Source organism: Spirosoma gilvum (assembly GCF_054776815.1).
The window spans coordinates 788,817-801,591 of sequence record NZ_BAAHBH010000002.1 but is presented as its reverse complement, the minus strand read 5'-3'; the positions used below and the strand labels follow the sequence as shown (position 1 = coordinate 801,591).

Annotated in this window: 10 protein-coding genes; 1 reads left to right on the top strand and 9 read right to left on the bottom strand. The window is 50.8% G+C overall.

Annotated features, from left to right (window positions below; translation table 11 throughout):
* Position 1: 1 nt before the first annotated feature.
* The 9 genes from ACYVFD_RS08090 to ACYVFD_RS08050 form a co-directional block, all read right to left on the bottom strand.
* Positions 2 to 556 (bottom strand): carboxymuconolactone decarboxylase family protein, encoded by a 555-nt coding sequence (locus tag ACYVFD_RS08090; protein ID WP_461089359.1) that lies wholly within the window; start codon positions 554 to 556, stop codon positions 2 to 4.
* 71 nt (positions 557 to 627) lie between these two features.
* Positions 628 to 1,863, bottom strand: coding sequence for an MFS transporter (locus ACYVFD_RS08085; RefSeq protein ID WP_461089358.1), 1,236 nt, complete (start codon positions 1,861 to 1,863; stop codon positions 628 to 630).
* A gap of 23 nt (positions 1,864 to 1,886) precedes the next feature.
* Entirely contained in the window at positions 1,887 to 4,676 is a 2,790-nt protein-coding gene (locus ACYVFD_RS08080; protein ID WP_461089357.1) for a TonB-dependent receptor, read from the bottom strand.
* 136 nt (positions 4,677 to 4,812) lie between these two features.
* Positions 4,813 to 5,373, bottom strand: coding sequence for a carboxymuconolactone decarboxylase family protein (locus tag ACYVFD_RS08075; RefSeq protein ID WP_461089356.1), 561 nt, complete (start codon positions 5,371 to 5,373; stop codon positions 4,813 to 4,815).
* 93 nt (positions 5,374 to 5,466) lie between these two features.
* On the bottom strand, positions 5,467 to 7,014 hold the full coding sequence (locus ACYVFD_RS08070; RefSeq protein WP_461089355.1) for a vanadium-dependent haloperoxidase: 1,548 nt from the start codon (positions 7,012 to 7,014) through the stop codon (positions 5,467 to 5,469).
* 18 nt (positions 7,015 to 7,032) lie between these two features.
* Complete coding sequence (locus ACYVFD_RS08065) at positions 7,033 to 7,929, bottom strand: hypothetical protein (RefSeq protein WP_461089354.1); 897 nt, start codon at positions 7,927 to 7,929, stop codon at positions 7,033 to 7,035.
* Between the two features lie 90 nt (positions 7,930 to 8,019).
* Positions 8,020 to 9,135, bottom strand: a complete 1,116-nt coding sequence (locus ACYVFD_RS08060) for a hypothetical protein (protein WP_461089353.1) — start codon at positions 9,133 to 9,135, stop codon at positions 8,020 to 8,022.
* A 380-nt stretch (positions 9,136 to 9,515) separates the two neighbouring features.
* A complete protein-coding gene (locus ACYVFD_RS08055; protein WP_461089352.1) occupies positions 9,516 to 10,055 on the bottom strand; it encodes a hypothetical protein in 540 nt (179 codons plus the stop codon).
* A gap of 90 nt (positions 10,056 to 10,145) precedes the next feature.
* Positions 10,146 to 10,874, bottom strand: a complete 729-nt coding sequence (locus tag ACYVFD_RS08050) for a DUF2490 domain-containing protein (RefSeq protein ID WP_461089351.1) — start codon at positions 10,872 to 10,874, stop codon at positions 10,146 to 10,148.
* 286 nt (positions 10,875 to 11,160) lie between these two features.
* On the opposite strand from ACYVFD_RS08050, the gene ACYVFD_RS08045 reads away from it, so the two are divergent.
* Positions 11,161 to 12,771, top strand: a complete 1,611-nt coding sequence (locus ACYVFD_RS08045) for a hypothetical protein (protein WP_461089350.1) — start codon at positions 11,161 to 11,163, stop codon at positions 12,769 to 12,771.
* The last annotated feature ends 4 nt before the right edge of the window (positions 12,772 to 12,775 follow it).

The window sequence follows — 12,775 nt, the reverse complement described above, 5'->3', positions numbered from 1 at the left end:
TTTATGTTGTCTTGGGTACCTGATAACCAAGTGTTCCCATGCGCTCGCCCATCGCTTCGTAGGCTACTGGATCAGTTGGGGTCAATGTTGCAAGCCCATCGACATAGCGATTATACATGCAGAAGGAAGCAGCGATCAGTACGGTATCGTGAATGTCGCCATCGGTGGCACCCTCTGCACGAGCGCCTTCTACCAGCTCTTTCGACACCGTGCGGGCATCAGACCGAACATGATCGGCAATGGCCAACAGGGCCTTCAGTTTCGCCGAAATGGATGCCTGGGCTGGATCAGATAGCACGTCATCAACCAGGTCACGCTGATCACCATAGAGATAGCGGGACGCAGCGGCATGGCTGTTCATACAAAAGGCCGTCTGGTTTTGCTTCGATACAAACGCAGCGATCAACTCGCGTTCGGCACTGGTCAGGTCACTATCTGGTGAGCCGGATCGCAACAGCGCCTGCGCCAGCTCATAAAGAGGTTGCCCCGTCTCGGGCCGGTAAACAGCCAGACTTCGAATACCAGGAAGTCCGTCAGGAAGTGTAATATGTGGCATAGGTATAAAGAGTAAAAGAGTGAAAGAGCGAATGAGTGAATGAGTGCTTGCATCAGCTTTTAGCCACTCATTCACTCATTCGCTCTTTCACTCTTTAGATAAACTGCAAGTAAGGCAATCAGGAAAGCAGCCGAAAAAATGACCAATGCATTACCGATTCCTCCTAAAACTGTCGTCAGTGCTCCGACAAACAACACCGATGTAGCCGTAAACAAACGACCGATATTAAAACAGAAACCGGTAGCCGTAGCCCGGATCGACGCATCAAACAGGGTTGGCACATAACTCGATAAGGAACCCTGGCTAATTCCCAGAAACAGCGACAGTAGGGCTACTTCACTATAGATAATTGGCGAAAACGATCTGTTGGTAAGAAACAGAATCCCACAGGCCAGAATACAGCCTACAAACGTGAAGATCAGGGTGTAGCGAGGGCCAATCTGACGGACAAGAAATCCTGACGCAATACCGCCTAAAATCCCCCCTACGCCTAGGAGCATCATCAGGATACCTCGTTCGGTTTGGCCGCTCTTCCCCGCAGGCAGTAGCGATTGTACCCAGGTAGGCAACCAGGAGAAGATACCCCAGAGACCAATCAACACAGCGCCGAAAATGAGCGCACCGCTGATCACATTCGGTTTATTATCGGGGCTAAACAAATTAGGTTTTTGGCTTTTAGAGTTGTTTTTCCCCTGCTGCCAACTAGCTGATTCAGATAATGACAAGCCGATCAGGATAGCGACCAGAAGCGGAATCAGACCCACATTGAACGCCATTCGCCAGTTATCGAAACCACTCGCCAAACCACCCGTTGCGACAATACCTACCGGAAACGCAGTAGCCAACACACCCAGTACAACAGGGCGCGATGGCCCTGACCATACTTCGGACAGATAGACTGTCGATACCAGTAAAATACCGCCAACGCCAGCACCCGTCAACACCCGTAGGCCGATCAGTACATACACATCCGGTACAACAGCCGTGGCCAGCATCGCTCCACCGCATAAGCCGGTCGCCAGGACCAGAGCCCGCACCCGACCGATCCGATCGGCCAAAGGTCCAAACAGAAACCCACCGATCATCCAGCCATACAGAAACGCAGCACTGACCCAGGCACCCATATTGGCGATTTCAGCCGCCGACGCTTTTTCACCCAGCAATTTCGGAATAGCAATGGGCAAATACGTGGCCATCAGCGTACTGGCCGTTCCCCCAAACAGGTAGGCAACCATACAGAGTCCAAAACTCCCCCAGGGCAATGCCAAACGCGGCTCCTTGTCGATTGAAAGTGTGTTAGTTTCCATGAGCGTTGATTGATTAGTTAGGGTTACCGATAATTCTGGTCGAACGTAAGCGACACGTAGTACAAGCCCCCTACTGCCGGTGAACCATACGCCTGCACGATGTACTGGTTGGTCAGATTCGACGCACCAATTTTCAGCATGGTTTTATAGGTCGGCAGTTTCAACGTCACCTGCGCATCGATCAGGTTATAGGCCTGAATTCGACCCGGACGCAGTTCATTGAACGAACCCACCCAGTCGAAGGCTTCCTGCCAATGCCAGGCTACGTTAAAGCCTAGATTTTTGGCGATGTTCCGGTGACCGATGGTCACGTTTGTTTTGAATCGGGGGGTGTTAAAAGCCGGTATATTGTTCGGATCGGCGTTTTGCAGGTTGAAAGCCGACCAGGTACCATTGCCTGTTAAGTTATAGCCGCTAACAGTAGCATAGTTTACGCCCAGTGTAGCACCTTGCGCCGTAACCCGGTCGGGAGCATTGGTGTATAGCTGGAAAGCCTGATACGTCGAGTTCAGAATATCCTGCGCAGCCGCCGGGTTGATAGTTCCATCGCTTCCCAGTACCGGGCTATTGGGCCGAATTACCACCGTGTTCAGAATAAAATTGCGATAGGCGCCAAAATAGTAGTTAGCGTCGAAGGAGAGTCGGCTCGTAAGCAGCGCCCGATAGCCAACCTCAAAGCTTTGCACCCGTTCAGGAGCGATGTAGGGCACATTGGATTTGACCAGCTTGTCTTTATTATTCATCACTGCCTGCTGAGGCCCTACCTTGTTTACATCGGCCAAAAAGCCATTGACAAATCCACCAATGCTAGTCGAGTTGAATGAGTTTTCGTACACGTTCATACCCGCGCTATTGCTCGGTGCTCCGCCTAAAATGGTAATGGGTCCTACATTAAGCTTGATGAACTGATCGCTGGGGGTTGGGTTGCGATAACCTGATTGAAACGATGCCCGGAAATGATGCCGGTCGTTGGGCGAAAACACGGCCGAGGCCCGAGGAGTAAAATAACCAGCGAAGTTCTGATTCTTATCGTACCGACCCGATACCGTCAGCTTCAGTTTATTGGCCAACAACGATTTGCTTAACTGGGCAAAGGTGCCAAATTCGTTGTATTTGATCCGTCCGCCTTTATCGTCAAATAGCGTCCCGTTCGTAAATAAGCTGTATTCCCGAAAGTTACCGCCAACCAGCAACTCAGTTCCTGTAAGCCCTGCCGACGCCAGCGCCGATGTGAAATTGTACTGCGCATCGGCATGGTACATATTTGTCTGGCTCAAAATACCAGCTCCAGCCAATCCCTGTACGCCAATCAATCGCGATTTCTGCTGTTCATATTCGGCGGTGCCGGGCAGCAAACGTCCCTGATCGGCAAATTGCCGGGCGGTCGTATTGTCGTTGGCTGTTACACCCTGTATTTTCCCCTGATAGGCTGCTGTATACCGGTCGAACCAGGTTTGATCAGCTACGTTGGGAGCCACCACATTCCCATTTAGGTCGCGTACCCAGGTCCGGTCAATTTGTTGTCCCAGCGAACGGGTGTTATACGAATCATGTGAGTCTTCCTGATTGGTATAGCCGCGTACGAAAAAGTTAGCACCACGCAGTTCGATCCGATGCTGAAGCAACGAAAAGCCGTCCACAGCGAACCGGTTGCTACCTGTATAATTGCTGGTGCCTTTGGCGTAATTGTAGGAATAAATAGCCTCTAGCTTGGGGGTAATCCGGTAGTGTACAGCCCCGTTCAGTTTCAGGCTATAGACATTATAATCGGTCAGGTCTTTTTCCAGATAACCCGTCCGCGACACTTTACCGATGCCCGTAATGGTTCGGTTAATTTCGTCGCCATATACATTCAGCCCGTTGTAAGCTGGGTTGCTGGGACCACGCTTTTCAGGCGAAGTCGTTGCATCGACATCGGTATAGTCGGTAGCAAACCAGTCCAACCCTTTCATGTACGAAGCCACTAGTTTGACAGCCAGTTTATTGCCAAAAACCTTGGCATACCGTACGCCATAATCCTGATACAGAGCCGCTCCCGTGTTGGCGTCACCCAGGTGATTAACGCCCATCTTAACCTCGGCGCTCAATCCCTGATACCGAAATGGATCTTTACTGGTCATCAGCAAAGCACCGTTGAAAGCCGCTGGACCGTACAAAGCCGAAGCCGCACCGGGTACCAACTCGGCACTTTCGGCATCCAGGTCGCTCAGACCGAATAAGTTACCCATCGAGAAGCCAAAACCGGCGGGCTGATTGTCGATACCATCGATCAGTTGCAGGAATCGACTGTTTCCGGTGCTGGCAAACCCACGCGTATTGATCTGTCGATACGTCAATCCACTGGTTACCATGTCGACCCCTTTGAGGTTGTTCAATCCTTCATAAAACGTAGCCGATGGCGTTTCACGAATGGCCCGAGCATCCATTTTCTCGACCGTTACGGGCGCCCGCAACAGGCTTTCTTCCACCCGCGAGGCAGCCACGACCACATCCTGCAAGGCATTTATGGCTTGCCGAAGCGTAACCGCTACCGGCTGAGCGTCGTTGGATACGACCACCGACTGGGCCTCGTGCCCAACCATCGAAATGAGTAAGGTCAACGGCCCTCGCTGGTTTGTCGTTAACGAGAAGTTACCTTCACTAGTGACCACAGCGCCCGTCAGTTGGCCTTTTATAACCACGCTGGCCCCTGCTAATGCTTGGCCTGATTCGGCGTCCCGCACCGTACCCCGCACCTGACGCGACTGCGCCAGTGCGGATACCGATATGGCTAAGGCCATCACCAGAATTGGTATAAGTTTCTTTATCGTCATTTGAATGGAATCGAATAGGTACATAAAGAGCCTGTCCGGCCAAAAACGCGTGGTTTTCAGTCGGCGAAACGCACTTCATGAAATGAGAAAATTGATTTTCCAGGCTGTCAGGCCAATACAGCCTGACGGTAATCAACTAGTGTGTTTGAATAGGGTAACCACCTGGCGGACGCACATACCCCCTACCCGTAATTCGCTCACCCAGCGTTTGATAAAAAGCCGGGTCGGAGGGAGCAATGGTCGCCAAACCATCAACATACTTATTATACAGGCAGAACAGAGCCGCAATCAGGACAGTATCATGAATTTCGCGGTCGGTGGCACCTGCTTCACGGGCGCGAGAAACAGCCTCGGTCGTTACGGCACTTCCACTTTGCTGGGTAAGGGCTGCAATCTGAAGTAAGGCTTTCATTTTCTCGCTTATTGGAGCTGTTTCAACGTTCTGCTTCACAGCGCGGGCCGTTTCATCGTCACCCAATAGAATATCAGCCGCTTTTGTATGAGCCGCTTCGCAGAAGGCCGTACAATTGCGCGACGATACCAGGGCCGCAATCAGCTCACGCTCACCGGTCGATAAGGTAGACTCTCCCCGCAGCAGAATCTGCGTGAGTTCCCGAATCGGCATAGCGGTATCCAGACGATATTCAAGCAGGCCGGTAATACCGGGTAACTGCTCAGGAAGTGGGATGTGTGGCATATATCAATGAGTGATTGAGTGAAAGAGCGGACCGCCGAAGTGGAGCGAAGTTCTTGCGCCAGCTATTCGCTCTTTCGCTCATTCACTCTTTAATTATAGTCCCGATCCGTCTGCTTTCCCACGATTCACCGCGTACGTGCCGATATTCTTACCGCATTCGAGTCCTACTGTGCAATCGAACCGGTAGTGAATCAGTCCATAAATCCGGGAGTTTGACGCTTCCTGTGCCTGAGCCCAGAACTCATCGGCCCGATCTGGAAAGATGCTACCCAATACCGTAGCCGCAGCCGCCGAGAACGTCGAGTGGCCTGAGGTATACGACGGGAAGTTTGGCAGACCAACGGATGTTTTTACTCCGAACTGCTGCGGACGGGGGTAGTAGTAATAGAACTTCGTATCCCAGCAGCAGATACCGGCATCCATCAGCGATGTACCGACCAAAGCCAATGTACGTGCCATACGCACCTCACTATACTTTGCTTCGCTGGCCGCATTGGCGGCAGTACGTAGCCAGTGGCCCGGAGGAGTGTAGGTCCCGGCTCCATCGGCCCAGTAGTTGGCAATACGGGCCTGTTCGCGCGTCTGACTTTTATTTATAGCTTTTAGTTCATCAAGTGCTTTGGTAAACTCCGCACTATTCAGCGCTGGCGGTGGTCCCGGACGAAGCTTCACTTTGGTAGCCGCATCGAAATTCCAGGTTGATACTGCACCATAGTTTGGCAGCATAGGCGGACGAATCGGGCTTTCCTGACTTAGCCACACTTCACTCAGTCCCTGCGCTTTAGCTACTTCGATCATACCAGCGGTGAGTGCCTGGTTGTTGGATGCACTCATCCCATCGGTTTTGGCACGAGCCATCACTTTGGCAGCCACCTGATTACCCAGATCAGCACCCGCCGTCAGATCGCTCTGCACGTTCATACCCGCCCACAATCGGCTGTTCTGATGTTCGGCCAGTTTAGCATCCAGAAAAGGAACTTCACCGGGGAACATTGCTTTCAGCACCACGTACGATGCTGCCGCAACAACCGCATCTTCCGACGGATAGGTAGGAATGGTCGATGTTGGCAACGCCACCCGAACGGTAGCATCCACTTTCGAAGGTGCCGACCGCTTAAACTGGTATTTGTAGTTCCAGGCAGCTACCAGCGCATCATACTGGGCCACACTCAGGTACGCCAGTGCCCGAGCGGCATAGGGTGGATTGGCAAACGGGAACTTCGGATCAGCCAGGGGGTTGGCAGCATCGGGTACAGGATATTTTCCATCCGCCGTTGACGCCGGTGGAACATTATACCGGGCGGCCAGTTCGCGGGCAATTTCGTTCCAGCGGTACACGGCTCCGGTTCCCCAATACACGACTGCTTCCTGCTGCTCCTGAGTCAGGCTGGCCGATTTCGATTTCAAATCGGTAAGCTCGGCTTGGTACTCCGCCGACGAGGTAGCTTTAGGAGCCGCTACCGTAACATCGGTAGGAGCCGTCAGCACATAGGTTTTCCAACTACCCGCTTTTTCATCAACGTTGGCTGGGGTATAGCCTACGCGTTGAGGTTCGGATATGCTTTTGTCGCAGGAAACAATCGAAACAGACAGTCCCGCAACCAGGCTACCGAAAAAGAGAAGTTTATATGCGTTTTTCATTATGTGTTACGGCTTGACTTATTTGTTGAAATTGATTTGGTACAACAGACCGACCATGTAGCTGGTGCTCTGACCTACATTCATTCCATCGACTACATAGCCGACGCGGGCATTCACACCGATGTTGCGCGGCTGCACTTTGCCGTACCAGCCCACCGTGGTAGCCTGCATGTTGTTGGTTGGGAACGGCATATCATTTCGGCGGATGTTGTCGCCACTCAGGCAGGAACTGCGTTCGGCCCACACTTCTGTTTGCCAACCTTTCCGCTGAACGCCCAACCGAACGGCCACATCGTAGGTGTTGGGCACCAGTACCTGATCGGTATTGTAGACCCGGTCGTCGGCCTGATAGGAGTTCTGGTCGATGGTGATGTTGCTCCGCCAGCCGTAGCTTCCATGCCCCGTCAGATAGATGCCTGTTCTGGGTTCTCTGTAACTAGCCAGCAACCGGCCGGTAAACGTACGGCACTGCAACCCAATTGACATCGGCAAGAAACTAGGCACGTAATTTCCAACAGGAATCGATCCACCGACAATCGCATTGAGCGAAAAACCTCCGGCTTTCACCACCTTCATTTTCAACCACGCCGACAAATCCTGAATACCATGCTGGCCCATCAGATTACCGGCGCTGGTGCTCGTCCAGACATACGGCAGGCTCAGGATCACATTGACCCGGTTGCTGATGCCGTAGGCTGGCATAACCATCACACTTTGCGTGGTATGTGTACCGATGTTAAAGTTTTCCCGTTTGAGGGTATTCTCCCAATATTGACTCCAGGAGCTATAGCCATACATGCCCGCTACGCAGAGTTGTTTTTTACCCATATAAATGGCATCGTTCGGCATCTGTGCTTTTGCCGCAGACGAGACCAGCAGCCCCGCCAAAGCAAGACTTTTTAGCATTGTATTCATGTTGTACAATTACGTTCTGTAATAAGTAGAAATAGTTAGTGAGGGACAGAAGCGGATCGCCGACCTCTTCAAAAGCGCTTAGCAGAAAGCTTAAAACCAGCGAGATACGTTTATCGATACCAGGTAATCGGCAAAAGCGGCATCACCCTGGCGTACACCCAGTGGATCTAACCGATCGGAGTAGCTCTTGATCCGGTTCCGATAAACAGCCCAGGGCATCGTAGCGGCTACAGTCGTTTTGTTCCGCATGTAGGAAAGACCGGGTTCAACTGATACGATATAACCCGGACGACGGAAACCTGAACTGCCGCCAAAAGCATCGATAGCCGGTACACCTTCGACACGGCCACCCAGCATAACTGCCAGACCCGGAATCGCCTTAATCGACTGACTTAACCCAATACGAGCCGCAAACTGGTCAGCTACGGAGAACTTGCCTGTTACTAAATCGATTGTGGTTGCGGTTGGGTTCCGAACTGTGCTGTTCGTTTCGCGGGGATTGAACAGATAGAATCCGTTAGCATAGGCCGTCAATGTGCTGTTCAGCGATGCATATCCCTGTAATTCAACGCTCACACCTACCCCACCATCACCCAGTTGGATCGACTGATCGACCGGCTGATTGATTGTGTAGTCAATTCCTTCCTTCGTAAGCTTGTGAAAATTATCGGTTACTCCATAGTCGCCCGTTGGTAGTTTCACGCCCAGCCCAGCAGCAATATTTGCCTTCGGTAGTTTTGCCGGATTGACGAGCCAGTAGCTACCCGAGATCCGCAGATCGCCAATGCCCTGCGAGCCGGTATGAAACCGTTTCTGCTCAGGGTTTTGAGCAATCGAATTGCCATAATGTTCGTACAGGGAGGAGCGGTCATTGTATTGAATTGGCAGATTAACCGAGAACGATAGTCGCTGATTGACCATATAGGTGATACCCAAGTCTATGGCGTGCGATACGTTGATGACGTTAGTACCCTGCTCAACGCGTTGCGTCTGTTCAGCGTCGCCTACAAAATGTTTGTATGAACGGAAATAGCGATAGCCTGCCGACACCTGCCAGTGGCCGTTGCGCTGTTTGAAATAATCGGCCGAACCCGCCGGAGCTGCGCAACTCATGTGCCGAACGGCTACACAGCCCTGCGCTTTTGTTGTACTGTTCGAAAATAGTATATAGGCTACCGCCAGAACGATAGTAGAAATAGGTTTCATGCCTGAAAAATTGTCTGAATGGAAATTGATTTAATCAATTAGGAATGCATACGATAGCGCGAAACGCTGGCACGGGCTGGCCTAAAAACCAACCTAAGCCACGAACGAGCCTACTGTATAGTCCGTAAAGAAGCCATCGTGTAGTGACAGAATCAGCTATAAACCAACCGGTCCGTTGCCAATGCGCAGCGCATCAAACAGCGTGTGTATCCTTTGTGAGGGCCACAAACGAGCCAGCAAGACCGAAATGCAGGAATAGAAGGACGTTACAAGCCCGACGATCTCAAGGACATCATACTGATTGTTCTACAACAGCAGAAACATGAAACCTTAGACTTGAAACAGCCTAACAACCCTGTGTACACGATTGGCAATTTCCCTCAGATTTCGGGCGGGGGCGAATGAACAGGTAGGGCGCGGGCAGCAAAAACGAACAGATGTTCGGGGATGCGAATCGATTCGCGCCATTGAGGAGCAAGAAAATTAAAAACAGCTCGCGGACTTGGCGAGTATTCTTTCAGCAGAAATTTCAGCAGTTGGTTGGCCTTCCGATTCGATTCGGTAGTGCCGGTTACGTGTTCATTCAGAAAGGAGAGTAAATCACTTTTCCAAAACGACCGACTTTCGGTTTCCAGGGCGGCAATATGTAGTTGATCACCCTGTATTTCGAGACTAACCACCGAATAGTAGTGGCCCCGGTAACTAAACCCGTCAGACGTGGTTCGCGTAAGAGCACTGGCATCAAGCTTGTCTTTCAGCGGAATTTCAAACTCAACGATGCTATCGACCGAACGATAGACCGACAGCCGCTCCGACAAATCATGCTCTGCCTGCCACCAGCTCCCCACGAACACGAGCACGTAGGCTAGTGTGTGGTACACCAGAAGGGCAAAGAGACCGATGGAGACAACTTTCTTCAATTACGTTCAGTAAATTTTTCCCAAAAATAATACTAAATCTCGAACAAAACTTATGCCATTACACAGTAAATATTTTTTAATCTACTTTTTTTAGGGGGTATATAGCCATACGCCCAGTTCTGACAGGTCGAAACTAGCTGCCCAGGTAGCCTGTATCAGGTGCAAATAACGATGATCCTGCTGCGGGTTTCGAATCAGATTCTGAAACATATAACCCAGTTCGATCTTACCAAATTTTCGGGTATTATAGCCTAATCCACCGTACATCCAGTTTTCGCCAAAGAACGCGTTTTTCGAGCTGATCGGACTATTTACCGCTCCAGTCAGGCAAAGGAAAGCCTCGTTTGACGCGGATGCATAAAACCCAGTCTTCTTAACCTTCGGGTCATACAGGGGTAAATTGGCGCCTATCTGATACCGAAATAAAGTTGCGTACGACCACTGGTTGTTCCTCATATTCAGCGGGTAACGCTCTTCATAGCGCAATCGGTGCGACAATTTTAGCCGCCCTAATGCCGGTACATCGTGCGTAGCCACTGCCTGCGCCCACAAGCGGTTTTCATTGACATGCAGGCCAAACAGGTTATGTTTCACATAGGCATAGCCTACGCCAAGCTGTACATTGGGCAGGAGTTTATAATTGATACTCGGCTGTATATAATACTGTAAAGCCGTGGCTGGATACTCTTTTTCGGCAATTGTCTGATGAAAGGCATCGATCGTTGCCGACACATACATGTTGTATTGAAATTTCTTACCAACATTGCCCGACTGTGAGATAGCCGGAAAGAAACCATAGAAGGTCCAATCCTGTGCCAAACAAAGGCAACTGTTTAGGAGTAAATAAAGAAGTACACCTATTCGCATCAAGTTACGGGGTTGAGCATCCGGTAACCTGCTGTACCAAAATGTATGCCAATTTGTTAATGGTATTCAGAACAAAGTTTATGGGGAGCAAATTTGGTGACCTGATATAGTCTTTTGTCACAATCAACCCTAACCTGTAAATCGCGAACAGAATACTGTATATCAATTACCGTTTTAACCTTAAAAACTATTACCGACCTTTATTGTCGGTACTACCAATTCGTCTGATTAAGCCATTATGAAATTTTTCAGTCTCGCGTTTTTAATCAGCCTGTTCGGCGCAGGTGTCTGGTATGTTCGTAATCGGATACCCGAACCAGTAGTGGGTGTTCAATTGGTTGGGAATCTACCTCAGCAAACAGCTTTGTCGCCTACCCCCCGTTCCCGATTCACCCCCAGCACGCGCAAGGGTTTTTATAGTCTGGATGTCGTCAGCGACTTTACGATCCCATCGACCAAGTCTATTACCTTTTGTGGAGCCGGGCGAAATCTGCATGTCAAACAAGACCCGACGAAAATCTTCCGACGAGGTTTTACGGCCGTTGAACGGAGCCGCATGATTCCCAATGTTGAAATATGGGGGGGCGATTCATACCCAACCGCCGGCTGGAAAAGTACGTTACAGATCAGTCAGCGTGCTAATATCCTCTATAGGGGCTATTTCAGGGACTCCTTCGGACTGGGCTGGTCAGACGACAATGGAAAAGCCGACCAGACCCTTTACCGAGTGGCTGCTCCGCGTGCGAATGGGCCCGTCAATCGCCAAACGATTTTTCAATCGGCCATGGAACTAAGCGGCAACTGCGTTGGCTTCGGCGACTGCCCACCAACGGGCTGGAAAAGTACGTATGGGCTGATTTTCCTGGATATTGAGAACAACTACGGGATCAAAAACTTACAGGAGCAGGTAAACTTATATACGTATCTGACAAAGACGATTAAAGAAAACGCTAGTTCGCAGACCCTGGTCGGTTCTATTGATCCGGTGGCCCACAATAGTTACGGGTACTCCCGTACGGCCGATTACCAGGCAGGTGTCGATGAGTTTCTGACGATGCCCGTACGCCATACGGCTTCCAGTCGTCAGCGTGGCCTACCCGACAATCTGATTGGCAAAACCTATTCGGACTATGCCGATTTTCTGATGCCCGGAACCTACTATTTGTATCCTGAGCTGGACTATTCGGCCCAACACAATAGCGATGGCGACCGACATTGGCTGGCAGCCTTGCTGGGTGAACAGGAGGTAAATATGAAGTTATCGCCCAAAAAACGGATTGCCTGGCACTGGCTGTTCAACACCCAGAACGCCGAATTTCCGGGTAGCGCCAAAGCCGAACACCCGACCCCTCCTGCCGTTTCTGAAGGTATGGGTATTTTTTATTGGTTTACAGGCGCTTATGGCGTTTTATTATGGGATGATCATACCGACCTGATTCCCGATCAGCCCTCCCCGACCGATCCGGCGCTCACGGGTCTGGGTAACGACCGCAACTACGCCTGCTACGAGCATTATGTACATGGTCTCTGGCGATTATTCAAACATCATGGCGACCTGTTCAACGGACGCGAAACCTATCTGAACGAAGCCACCGAATGCTCGTACGATGGTGGTCGAACCTGGTATAAATACAACGCCAATCAACTCAAAACCCGTAGTTTACCTTTTGTGCGGGCAATCACCAATGGAAACCAGATCCTCATAGCAGCCACAAAAGCTTACGCCCGACCCGATCAGACCAGTCAGGTGATGGTACGCTACGTTGATAACGGCTATCGATTCTACACTACACTTACGCTGAAAGGGGATGAAATTTATCTGGGCCGGGCCACCATGCCACGTGGATAATGAG

Bases quoted from the DNA above. Each gene is read 5' to 3' on its own strand.
- ACYVFD_RS08090 (WP_461089359.1), bottom strand. From the start codon at position 556: ATGCCACATATTACACTTCCTGACGGACTTCCTGGTATTCGAAGTCTG.
- ACYVFD_RS08085 (WP_461089358.1), bottom strand. From the start codon at position 1,863: ATGGAAACTAACACACTTTCAATCGACAAGGAGCCGCGTTTGGCATTG.
- ACYVFD_RS08080 (WP_461089357.1), bottom strand. From the start codon at position 4,676: ATGACGATAAAGAAACTTATACCAATTCTGGTGATGGCCTTAGCCATA.
- ACYVFD_RS08075 (WP_461089356.1), bottom strand. From the start codon at position 5,373: ATGCCACACATCCCACTTCCTGAGCAGTTACCCGGTATTACCGGCCTG.
- ACYVFD_RS08070 (WP_461089355.1), bottom strand. From the start codon at position 7,014: ATGAAAAACGCATATAAACTTCTCTTTTTCGGTAGCCTGGTTGCGGGA.
- ACYVFD_RS08065 (WP_461089354.1), bottom strand. From the start codon at position 7,929: ATGAATACAATGCTAAAAAGTCTTGCTTTGGCGGGGCTGCTGGTCTCG.
- ACYVFD_RS08060 (WP_461089353.1), bottom strand. From the start codon at position 9,135: ATGAAACCTATTTCTACTATCGTTCTGGCGGTAGCCTATATACTATTT.
- ACYVFD_RS08045 (WP_461089350.1), top strand. From the start codon at position 11,161: ATGAAATTTTTCAGTCTCGCGTTTTTAATCAGCCTGTTCGGCGCAGGT.